General features: G+C 58.8%; 16 protein-coding genes, 1 tRNA gene and 2 pseudogenes. 7 read left to right on the forward strand and 12 right to left on the reverse strand.

Translation table 11 applies throughout. The annotated features are described in order from the left end of the window. Positions 1–458 precede the first annotated feature (458 nt). The 4 genes from rlmB to ACT3TP_RS17595 form a co-directional block, all read right to left on the reverse strand. Positions 459–1,442: a 23S rRNA (guanosine(2251)-2'-O)-methyltransferase RlmB gene (rlmB, locus tag ACT3TP_RS17580; protein ID WP_096288490.1), complete on the reverse strand. Its 984-nt coding sequence runs from the start codon at positions 1,440–1,442 to the stop codon at positions 459–461. Between the two features lie 46 nt (positions 1,443–1,488). Further along, entirely contained in the window at positions 1,489–2,940 is a 1,452-nt protein-coding gene (cysS, locus tag ACT3TP_RS17585) for a cysteine--tRNA ligase (RefSeq protein ID WP_096288493.1), read from the reverse strand. A gap of 69 nt (positions 2,941–3,009) precedes the next feature. Next, positions 3,010–4,251 carry a 2-C-methyl-D-erythritol 4-phosphate cytidylyltransferase gene (gene ispD / locus ACT3TP_RS17590; RefSeq protein ID WP_255248524.1) on the reverse strand — a complete coding sequence of 414 codons (1,242 nt, stop codon included), beginning with the start codon at positions 4,249–4,251 and terminating at the stop codon, positions 3,010–3,012. A gap of 115 nt (positions 4,252–4,366) precedes the next feature. After that, the gene (locus ACT3TP_RS17595; protein ID WP_096288501.1) at positions 4,367–4,852 is read right to left on the reverse strand and encodes a CarD family transcriptional regulator; all 486 of its coding nucleotides are present in this window, start codon (positions 4,850–4,852) and stop codon (positions 4,367–4,369) included. Between the two features lie 351 nt (positions 4,853–5,203). On the opposite strand from ACT3TP_RS17595, the gene ACT3TP_RS17600 reads away from it, so the two are divergent. Then, complete coding sequence (locus tag ACT3TP_RS17600; protein ID WP_096288498.1) at positions 5,204–5,743, forward strand: hypothetical protein; 540 nt, start codon at positions 5,204–5,206, stop codon at positions 5,741–5,743. Between the two features lie 104 nt (positions 5,744–5,847). Here the strand turns inward: ACT3TP_RS17600 and ACT3TP_RS17605 are convergent, their stop codons facing one another. Further along, on the reverse strand, positions 5,848–6,528 hold the full coding sequence (locus ACT3TP_RS17605; RefSeq protein WP_096283068.1) for a response regulator transcription factor: 681 nt from the start codon (positions 6,526–6,528) through the stop codon (positions 5,848–5,850). Beyond that, positions 6,525–7,739, reverse strand: coding sequence for a sensor histidine kinase (locus ACT3TP_RS17610; RefSeq protein WP_096283067.1), 1,215 nt, complete (start codon positions 7,737–7,739; stop codon positions 6,525–6,527). The genes ACT3TP_RS17605 and ACT3TP_RS17610 overlap by 4 nt, the downstream gene beginning before the upstream one ends. A gap of 191 nt (positions 7,740–7,930) precedes the next feature. On the opposite strand from ACT3TP_RS17610, the gene phoU reads away from it, so the two are divergent. Both phoU and ACT3TP_RS17620 read left to right on the forward strand, forming a co-directional pair. After that, positions 7,931–8,584 carry a phosphate signaling complex protein PhoU gene (gene phoU, locus ACT3TP_RS17615; RefSeq protein WP_096283066.1) on the forward strand — a complete coding sequence of 218 codons (654 nt, stop codon included), beginning with the start codon at positions 7,931–7,933 and terminating at the stop codon, positions 8,582–8,584. A 339-nt stretch (positions 8,585–8,923) separates the two neighbouring features. Further along, entirely contained in the window at positions 8,924–9,271 is a 348-nt protein-coding gene (locus tag ACT3TP_RS17620) for a hypothetical protein (RefSeq protein WP_096283065.1), read from the forward strand. 109 nt (positions 9,272–9,380) lie between these two features. Here the strand turns inward: ACT3TP_RS17620 and ACT3TP_RS17625 are convergent, their stop codons facing one another. The 4 genes from ACT3TP_RS17625 to ACT3TP_RS17640 all read right to left on the reverse strand — a co-directional run bounded on the left by ACT3TP_RS17625 (position 9,381) and on the right by ACT3TP_RS17640 (position 12,275). Further along, on the reverse strand, positions 9,381–9,683 hold the full coding sequence (locus tag ACT3TP_RS17625) for a DUF4193 domain-containing protein (RefSeq protein WP_096283070.1): 303 nt from the start codon (positions 9,681–9,683) through the stop codon (positions 9,381–9,383). A 203-nt stretch (positions 9,684–9,886) separates the two neighbouring features. Next, positions 9,887–10,633, reverse strand: coding sequence for a phosphoglyceromutase (locus ACT3TP_RS17630; RefSeq protein ID WP_096283064.1), 747 nt, complete (start codon positions 10,631–10,633; stop codon positions 9,887–9,889). A 117-nt stretch (positions 10,634–10,750) separates the two neighbouring features. Beyond that, a complete protein-coding gene (locus ACT3TP_RS17635; protein WP_096283063.1) occupies positions 10,751–11,062 on the reverse strand; it encodes a DUF2516 family protein in 312 nt (103 codons plus the stop codon). Between the two features lie 55 nt (positions 11,063–11,117). Continuing rightward, positions 11,118–12,275 (reverse strand): trans-sulfuration enzyme family protein, encoded by a 1,158-nt coding sequence (locus ACT3TP_RS17640; RefSeq protein ID WP_444621191.1) that lies wholly within the window; start codon positions 12,273–12,275, stop codon positions 11,118–11,120. Positions 12,276–12,420: 145 nt separating this feature from the next. On the opposite strand from ACT3TP_RS17640, the gene tmk reads away from it, so the two are divergent. The 4 genes from tmk to ACT3TP_RS17660 all read left to right on the forward strand — a co-directional run bounded on the left by tmk (position 12,421) and on the right by ACT3TP_RS17660 (position 15,968). Further along, positions 12,421–13,074 carry a dTMP kinase gene (tmk, locus tag ACT3TP_RS17645; RefSeq protein WP_096283061.1) on the forward strand — a complete coding sequence of 218 codons (654 nt, stop codon included), beginning with the start codon at positions 12,421–12,423 and terminating at the stop codon, positions 13,072–13,074. After that, positions 13,071–14,225 (forward strand): DNA polymerase III subunit delta', encoded by a 1,155-nt coding sequence (locus ACT3TP_RS17650; protein WP_096283060.1) that lies wholly within the window; start codon positions 13,071–13,073, stop codon positions 14,223–14,225. The genes tmk and ACT3TP_RS17650 overlap by 4 nt, the downstream gene beginning before the upstream one ends. A 48-nt stretch (positions 14,226–14,273) precedes the next feature. Next, the gene (locus tag ACT3TP_RS17655) at positions 14,274–15,812 is read left to right on the forward strand and encodes an alpha/beta hydrolase (RefSeq protein WP_255248308.1); all 1,539 of its coding nucleotides are present in this window, start codon (positions 14,274–14,276) and stop codon (positions 15,810–15,812) included. Positions 15,813–15,896: 84 nt separating this feature from the next. Beyond that, a tRNA-Thr gene (locus ACT3TP_RS17660) sits at positions 15,897–15,968 on the forward strand. A 310-nt stretch (positions 15,969–16,278) separates the two neighbouring features. Here ACT3TP_RS17660 and ACT3TP_RS17665 read toward each other — a convergent pair. Together ACT3TP_RS17665 and ACT3TP_RS17670 are read right to left on the reverse strand one after the other, a co-directional pair. Continuing rightward, positions 16,279–16,503: pseudogene (locus tag ACT3TP_RS17665) on the reverse strand (integrase core domain-containing protein); the annotation flags it as partial. Positions 16,504–16,718: 215 nt separating this feature from the next. Further along, positions 16,719–17,134: pseudogene (locus tag ACT3TP_RS17670) on the reverse strand (hypothetical protein); the annotation flags it as partial.

Consider the following 17,134-nt stretch of genomic DNA (forward strand, 5'->3'; position numbering starts at 1 on the left):
CAAGCAAATGTTATATATCCACCAAATTAAAAATAATTTGGTATCAATAAACTTGGCACACTATTGAGTTCTCAAACAACAAACACTCTCGACACCACAACCACCGCAATCGGCGGCTGCTTCGCTCCGGAGCAACTTTACAAGTTTACCATCTTGTTGACTGTTGTCAACTCCATGTTTTCCACTTGTTTACGTCTCTTGAATTTCGTTCCCTTTCGGGCTTTCCGTTCAAGCGGCGCGAGAAATAACTCTACACGTCTTTGAGGTGAACGCAAAATCGGGCGCATGGCCCGTTATTCATCCAAACTTCCCTGTCATTACGGGAATTCGTGGCTCGTTGAGCTGGTCTCCGAGAAAAAACCGTCAAAAACATTCTTATGAAGCAGCTCACGCTTAAAGCAGTTGGGCCTGCTTTCCCGCGGAATCACAGGAAACAGGCCCAACAGAAAAGAAAGAACTTACTTGCTTTCGGCGTTACGCAGACGCGAAACCTCGTAAAGCGAGATGCCGACGGCCATGGATGCGTTCAACGACTCCATGGCCGAGTCGATCGGGATCGAGACAATCGCATCGCAGTTCTCGCGGACCAGGCGCGAGAGTCCCTTACCTTCCGAACCGACCACGATGCACAGTGGGCCGGTAGCCAGTTCCAGATTCGGCAGATCCATATCTCCGCCGGCGTCCAACCCGATGACGAAGATGCCTGCGGCCTTGATTTCCTTCAGCGCGTTGGTCAGGTTGCTGCACTTGGCCACTGGCACACGTACCGCTGCTCCGGCACTGGTTTTCCACGCCGAAGCGGTCATGCCCACACTGCGCCGCTCGGGGATGATCACACCGTTTGCGCCGAAGGCCGAAGCCGAACGGATAATCGCGCCTAGGTTGCGCGGATCGGTAATGCCATCCAGCGCAATGAACAGCGGCTGGGTACGTGAGTAACCGCGGTCGTAGTCTTTGACCGACTTCTGCACCAACTGCACGGCGTCTTTGTATTCGTACGGTGGGATCTGCAGGGCCATGCCCTGATGAATCGCGCCGTCGGTGATGCGTTCTAGCTCCGGCTTGCTCACTTCCATCAGCGGAATACCCTGAGCGGCGGCGAGTTTCAGCGACTCGCGCACTCGGTCATCAACTTCGATGCGGATGGCTACGTGCAGTGCCTTCGCCGGAATGCCGGCGCGCAACGCTTCAACGACCGAATTACGGCCGGTCACCATCTCGGCATTGACCTTAATCCGGTCGTTGCGCTTAGCCGCGCTGCGCTTGGTAGCTGCGCGGTCGGCCAGCTCCTTGGTGCGGTAGGCCTTGTGGTAAGGACGATCCTCGGCTTTCGGGGTCGGGCCTTTGCCCTCCAGGGAACGGCGGCCCTTGCCGCCACTTCCCTTGGTTGGGCCCTTCTTGCCCTTGCGAACCGCTCCCGCGCGTTCTTGAGGATTACTCATTTGATGTGTCCTTTGTTTTGAATTCTTCGTATGGCCGCGGGTGCGGTTACTTCGTCAGGGTCCAGCGGGCCCCGTCCGCGGAATCAACAACGGTGATGCCCGCGGAGGCTAGCGCGTCGCGAATGGCGTCTGATCGAGCCCAATCCTTAGCGGCTCGCGCCTGGGTACGTTCGGCCAGTTGTGCCTGAATTAGCGTGTCCAGCGCTTCGGTTTCGGCACTTCCCTGCCCGGTGCCGACGCTACGTGCATCGTCCAGTCCAAGAACCTGCGTCATGGCAAGTACCTGGTCGAGCGCCTCGGCTACAGCCTGTTCTTCGTTCGCATCCAGTGCGGCGTTGCCGCGGCGGACCGTCTCATGAAGCACAGCCAAGGCCATCGGCACGTTCAGGTCATCATCCATGGCGAAGCCGAAAGCTTCGGGTACCGAAGTAGCTTCCACGCTGAGCCCGGTATTGGCGGCTCGGTACGTGGCGTTGGAAATGAAAGTGTCGATGCGTTCTACGGCGGCAGCAGCTTCGGTGAGCGAATCGGGACGGTAATCCAGCTGCGAACGGTACTGCGCCTGACCTAGGAAGTAGCGCACCACGCGAGGTTCGGCCAGCTGCAGCATTTCTTCCGGGGAGATGGTGTTGCCAATGGACTTGCTCATTTTTTCCCCGGCATAGGTGACCATGCCGTTGTGCATCCAGTAATTGGCAAAGCCCTGACCGGCGGCGGTTGACTGCGCCAATTCGTTCTCATGGTGCGGGAAGCGCAAATCTAGCCCACCACCGTGGATGTCGAAGTGCGTGCCGAGGTACTTGGCGGCCATAGCCGAGCATTCTAAATGCCAGCCCGGTCGCCCGCGGCCCCAGGGGCTCGTCCACGACGCGGTGTAGGGATCGCTTTCCTTGTGTCCCTTCCACAGGGCGAAGTCCCGCGGATCTCGCTTGCCACGCGGATCGGCGTCGGCGGCAGCCTGCATATCGTCGATTTTCTGTCGGGTCAGTGAACCGTAGGCCTCGAAGGAGCGTACGTCGAAATACACGTCTCCGGAGTCATCGGTGGCCGGGTAGGCATGACCGCGGGAGATCAAGGTTTCGATCAGCTCATGCATTTCGGTGATGTGGCCGGTAGCGCGTGGCTCATAGGTCGGTCTGCGTACTCCGAGCGCTGCATAGGCGTTGGCAAACTCTTGTTCGAAGCGGTAGGCCAGCGCATACCAAGACTCCCGTGGCGGGTAGTGCTGATCCGCGGCAAATTCCTCGGCGAAGGAGTTCGACGACTTTTCCAAAATCTTGTCGTCGATATCGGTCACATTGCGCACGGTGGTGACGGTAAAGTCCCGGTATTCCAGCCAGCGCACCAAGATGTCGTAGGCAATAGCGCTGCGCACGTGGCCCACGTGCGGCATGCCCTGCACAGTTGCGCCACAGTAGTACAGCTTGACTTCGCCGTCGGTTAACGGCTTAAAGTCTCGTACGGACGCAGTCTTGGTGTCATAAAATCGCAGGCTCACATCTTTAAGGTTATCCGAAGAAACCGGTGGTTGTGCGGGGATGCGACAAGGAACGCACTGACGCGTTGTTTACTGCCCTGCCCGAGTGGCCGGATAGACCAGTGCGGTGGCGTATGCGGTGACCCCGATGCCCTCCCCCTCGTAGCCCAATCCATCGCTGGTGGTTGCGGTGACGCTGACTGGGGCACCAAGGACTTCAGAGAGCAGTTGATTGGCTTCTTCGCGGCGCGCCGCGAAGCGTGGACGGCGGGCCACGAACTGCACCGCCACGTTGCCGATCTCGAACCCCGCGCCTCGGACCAGACGCGCAGCTTCTGCAAGCAGGCTCACACCGCTTGCCCCGGAAAATTCGGGTCGATCCACCCCAAAGTGGGTTCCCAGATCGCCAATCCCGCTGGCGGAGAACAATGCGTCGCAGGCAGCGTGGGCTACCGCGTCCCCGTCCGAGTGTCCCGACAGACCGATATCGTCGGGGAAGAAGAGGCCTGCCAGCCACATCTGCCGTGATGGGTCGGTGCTGACCGCGTGCACGTCGATGCCATTGCCGATGCGTGGGATGGCCAAGTTTTTCTCCAGGTTCTTCGTTGCGGCGGTGGCGAACAATCGACCCACGGTATCCAAATCCTCTGGGTGGGTGACCTTCAGCGAACGCGCATCGCCAACCACGACGTGCACTTCAACCCCGCGGACGCGAACGATCGAAGCGTCATCGGTGACGCGGGCTAATTCTTCGGAACTGTAATGGTCGAGTTGCGCATGAGCATCGATGAGGGTCTGGGCGTCGAATCCCTGCGGGGTTTGCACCGCCCGCAAGGTGCTGCGATCCGGCGTTTCTACGACAATCGGCGAACCAAGGCCCGCCTCCGTGCCGACCACGCTGATCGTGTCGGTCACCGCCAGGGCCGGGATGACTGCCTGGATTGCGGGCTTGCGCAGCTCGGCGAGAATCAGCTCGTATTGGGATACCGGGGCGAAGGCGCGTGCCGCGTCATGAACCAGGATTCGCGTGATCTGCGCGGAGACCGCGGCCAGACCATTGCGCACCGAGGCCGCGCGGCTGTTCCCGCCGGGGACTGTACGCACCAGCGACGGGTAGTAGGCAAGGCGTTCGGTAAGCCGGGAGTCCTTCGGCGGAACCACCACGATTACGTCTTGGACTCCGCCCACTTCGAGAATGCGATCCAGTGCATGCTCAGCCAACGATTTGCCGTGGACCTCGACTAACGCCTTGGGCATACCCGCACCTAGGCGAGTCCCCAAGCCAGCCGCTACCAGGATGACCGCTACCGATTCTTCTCGTTGCTCACTCACGAATCCCAGCTTATCCCGCATTAGAACTGCGGTTAAATGACTAAACCGTGGGTCGCTTTCCAGCGTCCCACGGTTACTTGTCGTTCGGCATCAGGCTTCGATGACTCGACGAAATTTAGGCGGAGGCCAAAACTTCGTCCAGCAGGCCTTCTGCCTTGGTCTCGTCCAGGTCCTTGGCAAGAGCCAATTCGCTGATCAATACCTGTCGGGCTTTGGAGAGCATACGCTTTTCGCCTGCGGACAGGCCACGGTCATTCTCACGGCGCCAAAGGTCACGAACGACCTCTGCCACCTTGATGACATCACCGGAGGCAAGCTTTTCTAGATTTGCCTTGTAACGACGCGACCAGTTGGTCGGCTCTTCAGTAAATTCAGCACGAAGGACATCGAACACATGGTCCAAACCTTCCTGACCTACCACGTCACGCACGCCAACGAGATCAACGTTCTCTGCTGGAACCTCGATGGTCAGGTCGCCCTGAGCCACCTTGAGCTTGAGATACATTTTCTCTTCGCCCTTGATCTTGCGCATTTTGATCTCTTCGATCATTGCCGCGCCGTGGTGCGGGTAGACAACAGTCTCGCCAACCTCAAAAACCATGTGAATAAACCCCTTTCCCACCTCCCAGTCTACCACGGGCACGCTCTGGGAAATCTTCACCATGACCTCAATAACCCCGAAAAGACGCGGAATTCCCTCTTCCACTTGCGGGAGAAACGTGGTATGAAGTTAACGGGTTGCGCGGCTAACCCCTCTCCCACAAGCCGCCACAACTTATCTACAACTTGTCGAAATCGATGTGTTGCCCGTCGCTAAATCACGTTCTGGCGCGAATTACGGTTAGGCTTAGTACCAGTCGTGGTCTTCGCGTTGCCCCGCGCCTTGGGCGCGGAACACCGATAAATGGCCACGAAACCCGCAACTCATTATTCTCACCGAGGAGTTAGTGTCGTGATCACCGCACGCATGACCGCTGGACGTCGTATCGCTGCGTCCCTAGCCGTGGCTGCCCTGGCATTCGGTGTCACCAGCTGTGGCGCCATCAACCAGCAGGCGACTACCACCCAGTACAACGCATCCGATGGCATCCACGTTGATGTTGCCGACGCCGAGGTTCGCAACCTAATGTTCGTCGCAAACACCGACGCTTCCGAGGCCCGCCTGATCGGCTCAGTGGTCAACGACGCAGACAGCGCAGTAAGCGTGAGCATCAAGGCCGGCTCGGCCTCCGCCGTGACGATCGAGGTTCCGGCCAACGAGGTCATCAAGTTGGAAGACGACGCGAACGAAACCGTCATCTCCTCGCTGGGCGTCAACCAGGGCGAGCACGCAGTCACCATCTTCACCGCGGACGGCGAAACCGTCGAGTTCAGCGTTCCGGTAGTCGACGGCACCCTCGCCGAATACCGCGACTTCGTCCCGGGCGGATACGACTCGGCCACCACCGAACACCTGAAGCCAGTGGAGCACGAATCCACTTCGGGCCACTAGGCGCTTTCTAAACGACAAAGGCTTCGGCCTTCGAGAATTCCTCCTCAATGGAAGATTCTCGAAGGCCGAAGCCTTTTGCATTTCTGCGCTAGTTCAGTGACGGGCTAAGCGACGAATTTGTATCCGAGCCCGCGTACCGTCACCAGATGCTCTGGGACCGCAGGGTCTTCCTCGATCTTCGAACGCAGACGCTTGACATGCACGTCGAGGGTTTTGGTGTCCCCCACATAGTCGCTGCCCCAGACCCTGTCGATCAGCTGGCCACGGGTCAGCACACGACCTGCGTTGCGTAATAGCATTTCGAGCAGCTCGAATTCCTTCAACGGCATCGCGACCTCGGTATTGCTGACCGAAACCACATGGCGTTCGACATCCATGCGCACAGGTCCGGCGGTGACCACATTGGTGATCAGCTCCTCGACTTCACCCTGTCGGCGCAGCACCGCACGAATGCGGGCCAGCAATTCACGCGAGGAGTACGGCTTGGTGACGTAGTCATCCGCGCCGAGCTCGAGACCCACCACCTTATCGATCTCGGAGTCCTTGGCGGTGAGCATGATGACAGGGACCTGGCTGGTGGCGCGGATCTGGCGAATCACCTCGGTGCCCGGTTGTCCGGGAAGCATCAAGTCCAGCAGCACCAGATCGGCGCCGTGGCGCTCAAATTCGGTGACAGCCACAATACCGTCGTCGGCGATGCGCACCTCAAAACCTTCACGTTCCAACAGGTAAGAAAGCGGGTCCGAGAGCGACTCTTCGTCCTCAACGATCAATATGCGGGTCATCGGCGTCCTCCTTCACGATCCGCCACACGCGTGGCGTTCGCTTTATCCTTCGTCGTATCGGTGGCCAATTCCGATGGCTCGGCCCCTTCTTCATCCACTATGGGAAGTCTGAGTGTGAACGTGGAACCCTGCCCGGGCTGCGACCACAGCGATACCTCGCCGCCGTGGTTGGCCAGCACATGCTTGACGATGCTCAGCCCCAGTCCGGTACCGCCGGTCTGCCGTGAGCGTGCTCCATCCACCCGGTAAAAGCGTTCGAAGACGCGCTCCTGCTCTTCGGCGGAGATGCCCGGGCCCTGATCGGTGACCGAGATCTGCGCGTAGCCGTCACGCTGGCGCAGCCCCACACCCACGGTGGTGTTTGGCGGTGAGTAGCGGATCGCGTTGTCGATCAGGTTGCGCAGGGCAGTCATCAGCAGATCCGCATCGCCGTATATCGCGGCATCGAGATGACCGCCCACGGTAATGCTGATTCCCTTTTCCTCGGCAAGCAGCTTGTTGCGGTCAACCGCCTCGCTGATCACCGATTCGATGACCACGTCGGCCCCGTACAGGATGGAGTCGCTGGACTGCAGCCGGGAGAGTTCGATGATGTCCTGGACCAGTGCGGCCAGGCGCCGGGATTCCTTCTGCATCCGAGTGGAGAAGCGGCGTACCGCTACCGGGTCATCGGCGCCGTCATTGATCGCCTCGGCCAGCAAAGACATCGCGCCCACCGGGGTTTTCAACTCATGCGACACGTTGGCCACGAAGTCATTGCGCATGGCCTCGGTGCGGGTGATCTCGGTGCGGTCATCGGCGAGCAGCAGGATGTACTCATCACCCAACGGCGCGACACGTACGTGCACGATCAGCTGTCCGGCGCCCAAGGTTGCCCGCTGCAGCTCGTACTGGCTCTCGGCGATCACCCCGTCGGCGCGTACCTGACGCACCAGCGTCGCCAGCTCCTCGTGGACCAGCGTATGCCCGCGTACCAGCCCGTAGGCATAGGAGGCGGGGTTGGCGCGAACCACTCCATCCACGTCGTCCAGGATCACGAACGCGCGGCCAATGACTGAAAGCACCGAGGCGGCACCTTCGGGCAGCACCGGTTCGTCAACATCGGGGAGGCCGGAGGCACGCCGCTGCGAGAAACGGTAGGCGGCTAGCCCGACAAGTCCCAAGGTCAAACCGAGCAGGCCGGCGAGCAGGGTCGAAATTACTTCGTTCACATAATCAGACTAGCTTCCAACGCACTGGGGGCTGGTCTCAAATGACGCGAAATAGGACTTTTCGCTATCCTATTCACCAAACGTTCACTTTCCGTGGGATATTCGTTAATAACCCGCTGACAAGGTGGAGGCAGACCCTCCGTCATGCCCAAAACCAGGGTGTGGGATTCCGTAACTCGAAAGGACCTTCAATGCGCAAGGTATTTCAGGCAGATCTGCAGCAAATCGGTGAAGAGCTGATCGAGATGTCCAAGCTGGTCGCCACCGCGATGGACCGTGCATGGGAATCGCTGGCAAACGCCGATGTTGATATGGCTCAGGAAGTTATCGCAGCCGATGCGAAGATCGACTTCCTGCAGAACCAGCTCGACGAGCGCGCCATCGACACCTTGGCACTCCAAGGGCCGGTGGCTTCGGACCTGCGCATGATCGTTGGCTCGCTGCGCATGAGCGCTTCGCTAGAGCGCATGGGAGACCTGGCGCGGCACTTAGCCCAGCTAACCCGCCTGCGTTTCCCGAACCCGGCGATCCCCGCGCAGATTTCCGACACATTCGCACAGATGGCAGAGATCGACATTCAGATCGCCAAGGAAGTCGGCCAGCTGCTCGAAACTCGTGACTTGGCAATTGCCCGGGCAATTATCGAATTGAACCACAAGCTGGACGGGTTGCATGCCAGTGTGTTCACCGTGATCGCCGACGATGCATGGGAGGAGACGGCGCCGACCACCGTGGATGTGTCGCTCACCAGCCGCTATCTCGAGCGCTTCGGCGACCACGGCGTCTCCGTTGCCCGCAAGGTGACCTACTTGGTAACCGGCGAATGGGATCCAGCAGAGTTCTAAGCTCCGCAAGTTAGCGCACTAGCGCCGACATACGTCGATGGCCTTGGGCCGGTGATTTTCTCACCGGCCCAAGGCCATTTTTGCGGGCGTCAAAGTCTATTGCCTACCGCTAGTCACGTTCCAGGGCAACAGCCCTGCCTGGCGGTTCACAGAAATATATAGTCACTACGAGCTACATGGCCAATTACTTCCTATTAAGCATTCGCAGAGCAGGAAAATTCCAGTGGCGAGTTCTTTGCCTTCCCTGGAATTTATGAGGTCAAGGGAAAGTCCACGGACTTCATCGCCGCATCAACCGAACCGCTTCGCCTCACCTCCAGCGTTGACGGCAACGCACATGTGGAGATTCCCCAGGAGCTATCTTCCGCCACGAACGAACTCGCGTTGAAGGCCGTGCAGGACTTCGCAACGGCGTGTGTCACGCCTCCTACGAATATGGCGGATGGCTGTCCCTACGAGCTACGCCAGAAAGATCTCGCATCGATGAAGTTGACGGAGCCGGCCGGCGGCCTGGAAAGCCTGAGCCAGAAGAGTTTCATCGCGCAAAGCACCAAGTTCAAGTACAAGAAGAACGACACCGAGTACTACGAATACGAAACGAAAGATCTGGAGACAACCTTCCGCGGCACTATCGAGTGGGATAGCGGAACCCCTAAGGTCGCCAAAATATCTAGTGGTTGGTTCTAAGCGACCCGAGAGTCAGAAGATAACGCATTAAGGGTGGGACACCGTATCGGTGTCCCACCCTTCTTGCGTGCGTCCCCCGGACATGCCGGAGGCTAGAGTATTTCCGGCTTTAGCCTTCGCACTCGACGCAGAAACCTACAATGCCCTCTTCACGAACTAGCTGTGAGCGGTGGCGGATCAGGAAGCACGAGCCGCAGATGAACTCGTCTTCCTTCTGCGGGACGACCGTAACGGTCAGTTCCTCATTGGACAGGTCTGCGCCTGGAAGGTCCATGCCGTCGGTGTGATCGGCCTCGTCGAGCTCTCGCACGACGCTCTTCGCGTCTGGTGCGTTTGCGGACTTAACCGCGTCTAGAGAAGCCTTGCGCGCCTCGGCAACGTCCGGGCGGACTTCATCGTAATCAGTTGCCACGAATTGCATTCCTAACGTGAGCCATTGAGCCTATTCGAAATAGGAGATTACAGCATACTAATGCCAAAAACACAATCCTGTGTCGTTGTTTCGCTCACAGCCTGACATTCATTTGAACTTTGCGCTTAAGAAACGACGAGGCGCACCGCTGCCGACACCCAAAAGTGCCGGCGCTGGTGCGCCCCATAAAAACTCAGAACGTACTACTTACGCCCCTGATTCGCGACTGCCTTGATCGCGTCTGCGGCAGCTTCCAGATCCAGATAGGTTCCACCAGCGGTGATTGGCTGGAAGTTCTCGTCCAGTTCGTACACCAGCGGAATGCCGGTCGGGATGTTCAGCGAGGCAATGGCCTCGTCGCTGATGCCGTCCAGGTGCTTGACCAGCGCACGCAGCGAGTTGCCGTGCGCGGTGACCATGACGGTCTTGCCTGCGGACAGGTCCGTCTTGATCTCATTCTCCCAATACGGAAGCATGCGCTCGAGCACGTCTTTGAGGCACTCGGTGCGTGGCGCCTGGTCACCCAGGTCCGCGTAACGCTCGTCAGTTGCCTGGCTGAATTCCGAAGCATCGTCCAGGACCGGCGGCGGGGTGTCGTAGCTGCGGCGCCACAGCATGAACTGCTCTTCGCCGAACTCGGCCAGCGTCTGCGCCTTATCCTTGCCCTGCAACGCACCATAGTGACGCTCGTTCAAGCGCCAGCTGCGGTTGACCGGGATCCACGAACGACCAGCCGTTTCCAGTGCGAGGTTAGCGGTGGTGATCGCGCGGGTCAACAGCGAGGTGTGAAGCACCTCTGGCTTGTAGCCGGCTTCAGCCAGCAGCTCGCCGCCACGAGCGGCTTCGGCCCGTCCCTTTTCGGTCAGGTTCACGTCGTACCAACCGGTGAACAGATTCTTTTCGTTCCATTCGCTCTGCCCATGGCGAAGCAAGATCAAAGTATGGGTCATACATTCCATCCTATCCAATGCGATGCACCGCGTAGCCGAAAGTTAAGACATGTCAGCAAAAAACAACGCCTCGGTCTTCGCATGACGAAGTCCGAGGCGTTGAAAAGCTTGTTGGCCTTAGTTGTACCAGTTGCCGCTCTGGCCGCTGACCGCGGGCTTGACATCTGCCAGGTAAACGCAGGCTACACAGGCCGCGATCAGCTGCAGGAAGCCGCCACTGCTGGCTGGGCCGGAAAGCACCATCAGCACCGAAATGATGGTGGCGCCGCCGGTCAATGCCATCCACCAGCCCTTGGTGCGTTTACCTTCTTGGGTAAACCGCGACGCCTGATGGCGCAGGCAATCGATCAATGCCCAGACGGCGACCACGCCGACAACAATGCTGAGCGCATACATCAAGTACATCTCGATTATTCGTGCCAAGTCCATATCTACACTCTACCTTTCTCTCCGGCGCGTCCCCCGGCCTACGGATCGTGAGTCTTCAGATTCGTTCAAGGGCTCCGGAAAGATCCCGCCACAGATCCTCCACGGCTTCGATACCCACCGAAAGCCGGATCAAGTTTTCCGGCACGGTGGCGGGTTCATTCGCGTGGCGCGCCCGGCGCTCGGCCAGAGTTTCCACTCCGCCCAGCGAGGTGGCGCCGGTGATCAGGCGGAGCTCTTCGATCATCCGGTCCGCGTCCTTGGCGGTTGAACCTGCGGTAAATGAAATCACCGAACCATAGCCGCTCATTTGCTCGGTGGCCCGCTGATACCCGACATCCGTAGGCAGACCGGGGTAGCGTACTGCGCTCACCTTCGCGTGCGCGGCCAGCCGCTCGGCCAGGATTTGGCTGTTTGCCTGCGAGCGTTCGAGCCTGACCGACAAGGTACGCACCCCTCGCAGGGCCAGGAACACGTCCATTGGCGAGGCGATGGCTCCATGCAAGGTGCGGTGCCCGTGCAGCTTGCTATGCAATTGCCCGTCGTTGGTGACCACCGCGCCGAGGATCAAGTCCGAATGACCCGACAGATATTTGGTCACCGAGTGGACCACTAGATCCGCTCCCAAGGTCAAAGGCTGTTGCAATAGCGGGGTGGCAAAGGTGTTGTCAACGATGCTGAGCACACCCGAGGTCTTGGCTGCCGCCAACAGCGCGGGAAGATCCGCAACCTCAAGCATCGGATTTGTTGGAGATTCCAGCCACAGCACGTCGGCATCGTCCATCGCGCGCAGCACCTGATCGGTATTTGCCACATCCACAGCTCGCACGCTGAAGCGTCCGGCTGCCTGCAGTTCAGCGCTCAACCCCAACGAACCGTTATAGGAATGCTGCGGCAAGACCAGCACGCCGCCCTCGGGCACCAGGGTCAGCGCCGCAGAGATCGCCGCCATACCGGAAGAAAACACTAAGGCCGGATATTGTGCCTGCTCCAATTGACCCAAGACTTCTTCGAACGGGTCCCAGCTGGGGTTGGAGAACCGGGCGTACACGCGGTCCCCGGCGCCGGCGAGCCCGTGCGAGTGGTAGGTCGAGGTGAACGTGATCGGATGATTCACCGGGCCGTCATTGGTGTGCGCAGGACGTCCCCCGGCCACGATAAGCGTCTTCGGGTCCCAAGTTTGTGCTTCGGCAGCTGATTCTGGCAGTTGGCTCATGAGCACCAGATTACGCCCGCATAGCAGCGCAATGCACAAGCGTTTACGTGCATGTCCGCCCGTGTTACCCGGCTTGTTCGTCACTCTTGGCCAGAAGCCCGGGAATCTGTCCTTTTTCCCGACCCCGGTTAGTTAGGGTAGAGGTGTGAGTATCGATTCGACTGCATCCCAGCGCGGCCTGTTTATCGTCTTTGAAGGCGGCGACGGCGGCGGCAAGTCCACGCAGGTGGCCATGACCCGTCAGTGGCTGGAAAATCGTGGTGCCCGCGTAGCGACCACAAGGGAACCCGGTGGTACCCAAATCGGCGAAAAACTACGCTCCTTGGTGCTCGAACACGGTCACGGCGACATCGATTCACGCACCGAGGCTCTCATCTATGCGGCGGCCCGCGCCGCCCACGTGCAACAGCTCATCGCTCCAAAGCTCGCTGAGGGTACCCACGTGATTTGCGACCGATTTGTCGACTCTTCGCTGGCCTACCAGGGCATGGGCCGCTCCCTCGGGTTTGCTGCTGTCTCGGCCATCAATGACTTTGCGACCACCGGTTTGAAACCAGATGCCACGATCATCCTCGATATCTCTGCCGCGGATGGTCGCGCTCGGCGAATCGCTGCCAGCGGCGGGGTGGAGGAATCGGACCGGCTGGAAGCCGAACCAGATGATTTCCACGAACGCATCCGCGGTGCCTTCCTCGAACTTGCCGCCAAGGATCCACAGCGTTATCTGGTGGTCGATGCGACAGGCAGCGTTGAGCAGCTCCAACGGGAAATCACGACGCACCTTGCAGGTCTGTTGTGAGCCGGCCGGTATTTGCCGAGCTCGCCGGTCAGCAGCGTGTGGTCGACTCGCTGATTTCCGAGGTTGATCAAGGTAACCCCACACACGCTTGGCTGGTGACCGGTCCTCCAGGTTCTGGAAGGACCACCGCGGCCCGTGCGTTCGCCGCGGCCTTGCAATGTACGCAAACTCCAGCCGGCTGCGGACAGTGCGATGCATGCAAGAAAGTAATGGCGGGCAACCATCCAGATGTTTCTTTCGTTTCCACTAGCAAGGTCGCCTATCAGATCGAAGATGTCCGGCATCTGATCACTCGCGCCCAAGAACGTGCCGGTAACGGCAAATGGCGCATCATCATCATCGAAGATGCAGACCGCATGACCGAACGCACCACCAATGTGCTGTTGAAGGCCATCGAGGAACCGCCAGCACAGATGATCTGGATCCTCTGTGCACCCTCGCCGGCCGACGTGCTGGTGACCATCCGCTCGCGCTGCCGCGCGGTCAACCTGTCGGTACCTGCGGCCGCGGAGGTGGCCGAACTTTTGGTGCGTCGCGACGGCTTGGAACAGGAGATGGCAGAGTTTGCCGCGCGAGTATCGCAGTCCCATATTGGCGTTGCCCGTATGTTGGCACGAGATGAAAAGGCTCGCGAGCGTCGTGAAAAGGTCGTCACGCTGCCGCTGCGGCTCTCTACCCTCCCCCACGCGATGTCTGCCGCGGCAGACATCTCTGCGTTGGCTAGCGAGCATGCCGAAGCCATGACCGGTTCGCAGCTCAACGCGCAGGTTGCCGAGCTTCGCCACGCAAATGGCTTGGGCGAAGAGGAAAATATTCCTCCGGGACTGCGCGGGCAGTTCAAGGCCCTGGAGGAAAATGCCAAGCGTTTCGCCAGGCGCGCTACTTTTGATTCCTTAGACCGCACTTTGATAGACCTGACGACCTTTTTCCGAGATGTGCTTAGCTTGCAGCTGCATTCGGGTATAGATCTCATCAACGAACACCTCCGCTCGAAGCTAGAAGCCTACGCAGCGGCGCAACCCAGCGAGAAGACACTCGCCCAGCTTGATGCAATCAACGAAACGCGTCAGCGCTTAGCTGCCAACGTAAATCAACTGATCGCCCTTGAGGCGCTCATGGCCCGGCTGCTTCCAAAGCCAGGCCGTCGCTAGATCAGCAGTTGCCACAACCGAAACCCAACTTCAACAGGAGACGCAAAAGTGACTGCACGTAATTCCCTGCTCCGGTTCGCGTCACTGGGCGCGGCGTTGTCCCTCGCCTTGGTTTCCTGCGCTGGCTCCGGGCCGAGCGATACCGAAGCGGCCCCCTCGGCCACCAATTCCCAGCCTGCTGCGGCTCCTGAAGCCCAGGGCGAACTCGCCAAATACTACGATCAAGACGTGACGTGGGAACCATGTGGCAGCACGGTGGAGTGCGCGACTATCCAGGTGCCCTTGGACTATGAAAACCCCGGGCAAGAGGACATTGACCTTGCGCTGAATCGACGTGCTTCGGAAGGTGCGAAACGAAACCTCCTGGTGAATCCCGGCGGCCCGGGAGGGTCAGGCCTCGGCATGGTCACCGATAGTGTGCCCCATATTTTCAGCAATGATCTGCAGCGTGAGTTCAATACGATCGGTTTCGACCCACGTGGCGTAGGCAAGAGCTCCCCGGTGAAATGTCAGACAGATGAGCAAACCGACCTGAGCCGGCAACAGAACTTACGCGCATGGGTTCCTGAAGACCGAGAAGAAATCATCAAGCAAACTAGGGAATACTCCAAGGAGTGCGCGCAGAATACCGGGGATTTGCTAGGACACGTGGACACCGTTTCGGCGGCTAAAGATCTGGACATCATCCGGGCCGTCCTTGGAGACGAAAAGCTCGATTATCTCGGCTTCTCCTACGGCACATTCCTCGGTGCCACCTACGCGGAGCTCTTTCCGCAGCGGGTTGGCGGGTTCGTCTTAGACGGCGCCATGGATCCCGCAGTTTCATCCGCCGAGGTGAACAGGGCACAGGCCGTGGGATTTGAGCGAGAAATCGATGCCTGGCTCGAAAGCTGTCTGAAGAGTGAAGAATGCCCATTTGACGGGACTCTTGAGGAAGCCAAGGTGCAACTGCAACTGTTCTTTGCTCAAATCGAAAATGAACCTCTCGTGTCCAGCGACGGCCGAACCGTCCCGATTATCGATTTCATCAACGGCTTCATCGTTCCGCTTTATGACAATTCGAGCTGGCCGATCCTGACCACTGCCATGCGTGAAGCTATGGAAGGCGATGTAGATCAGGTCTTGCTCTTTGCAGACCTCGCCAGCGACCGAAGCCAAGATGGCACCTACACGTCGAATTCGTCCGACGCGTTCGTGGCTATCAATTGCCTGGACCGGCCAATGGATGCAGACCCAGCCACGATGCAGACCGAAGCCGAAGAGCTAATGCGCGTAGCACCCACCCTAGGGAAATATCTTTCCTACGGTGCAATCACCTGCAACGAGTGGGAGCATGACGCGACTGGACTGCCTGCAGAGCTGCAGGCGCAGGGCTCCGGCGAGATCTTGGTGGTCGGAACAACCGGGGATCCCGCGACGCCTTACGAATGGTCGCAGTCGCTGGCCTCGCAATTGTCCAGCGCGACGTTGCTGACTTTTGAAGGGCATGGCCACACCGCCTATGGTCGTTCGAATGACTGCGTCACCGAGGCGGTTGATGCATACTTAATCGAGGGCAAGGCGCCCGAAGACGGCACCGTGTGCTGATTCTAAAGCTTCACAGGAACAGCTCGTTTTGACGATCTCTCGAGTACTCAGATAAAGTAACGAGGTGCCTGTTTTCAGGTATCGGCCTCCTTAGCTCAGGGGTAGAGCAGCTCCCTCGTAAAGAGCAGGTCGGCGGTTCAAATCCGCCAGGGGGCTCGGCCAAACGCCCTTGTCAGAATCATTTATGGTTTCGGCAAGGGCGTTTTTTGGGCCCAAAATCTGGTCTTGTGTGTGCAATGTGTGAACATCGGTGCTTTTTGCACCCATCAGCTGCGACACCTTCGACGTTGCCTTGCGTGAAACACTCGGCATCAGATGTCCATAGAAGTTGCTCGTTACCGCGATGGTCGAATGGCTCAGCCGCTTGGAAATAATCATCACCTCAATTCCCGCTTGCGCCATGAGCGCGGCGTACTTGAGCTGGTCAAGTTTCTGAGACACGATCTTTGATCGTTTCTTATTAAACTCAGGCCACGAGGGCCAAAGAATACTGCCCCCAATACCAGTCGAGGAGCATCTGAGGGCTCAGCACGCCATTGCTCGTGTGCGGACTCTTCCTGTTGTACCAAACCTCGATGAACTCCAAGGCCGCGGTACGTGCCGCAACCCGGCTCGTAAACGCCCGATGACGGTACATCTCGTTTTTGATCGTCGAGAACGCCGACTCGACAACGGCGCTGCCCCAAAGTACTGCACCTATGCGGTGGACGGTAACGCCGGAGAGCTAACATGGGGAACGCTAACTTCCTACATTTACGCGGCAACTGGCTGGCATTACATCCACCGCCTCCAAGCTGGCTTTCCCGCGGGATGGCCGAAGCTATCCCGCGGTGGGTGAATAGCGTTCGCTAGAAAACCAATCGGTCCGGTCTGATCTTCTCGATCTGGCCGGGCCGATTTTTCTATTTAAGATACTCGCGTGAGAGTGGCTTCTATCTTCTCGAATTCGTTGATAGCGGTAATCGTATTGACCTCTTTCGCCCCGGTGAGAATGCTAGAGGCGACCATGCTTAGGCTGACTTTCGAGTGAGCACCGTCTTTAGTGCGCACGATCAATACGCCCTCTTCGGGGGATTCCCACGAGTCAACGAAATAGGCTGGCGCGCTGAGTGCTTCGATGCTACTGGCGCTGTTGTAACTCAGCCAATCGTTTATTTGCTCATCTGCCCACACCTGCCTAACGTCCTCGACAGCTACGGGTTCCGCTGCTGGCATGACCGAGGGGCCGGGAGCAACTTCTAAAGCGTTTGGAGCACAACCGGTAAGGGCGAGAGCGGCGATTATAACGAGCGGGGCTAGATTCTTCACGCGGTAACCTCCTA

This window comes from Glutamicibacter sp. AOP38-B1-38 (assembly GCF_052377485.1).
Classification (GTDB): Bacteria; Actinomycetota; Actinomycetes; order Actinomycetales; family Micrococcaceae; genus Glutamicibacter.

Excerpts from the sequence above, each read along its gene's own strand:
- rlmB (WP_096288490.1), bottom strand. The coding sequence starts at position 1,442 with ATGAGTAATCCTCAAGAACGCGCGGGAGCGGTTCGCAAGGGCAAGAAG.
- ACT3TP_RS17595 (WP_096288501.1), bottom strand. The coding sequence starts at position 4,852 with ATGGTTTTTGAGGTTGGCGAGACTGTTGTCTACCCGCACCACGGCGCG.
- ACT3TP_RS17605 (WP_096283068.1), bottom strand. The coding sequence starts at position 6,528 with ATGACCCGCATATTGATCGTTGAGGACGAAGAGTCGCTCTCGGACCCG.
- phoU (WP_096283066.1), top strand. The coding sequence starts at position 7,931 with ATGCGCAAGGTATTTCAGGCAGATCTGCAGCAAATCGGTGAAGAGCTG.
- ACT3TP_RS17630 (WP_096283064.1), bottom strand. The coding sequence starts at position 10,633 with ATGACCCATACTTTGATCTTGCTTCGCCATGGGCAGAGCGAATGGAAC.
- ACT3TP_RS17635 (WP_096283063.1), bottom strand. The coding sequence starts at position 11,062 with ATGGACTTGGCACGAATAATCGAGATGTACTTGATGTATGCGCTCAGC.
- ACT3TP_RS17640 (WP_444621191.1), bottom strand. The coding sequence starts at position 12,275 with ATGAGCCAACTGCCAGAATCAGCTGCCGAAGCACAAACTTGGGACCCG.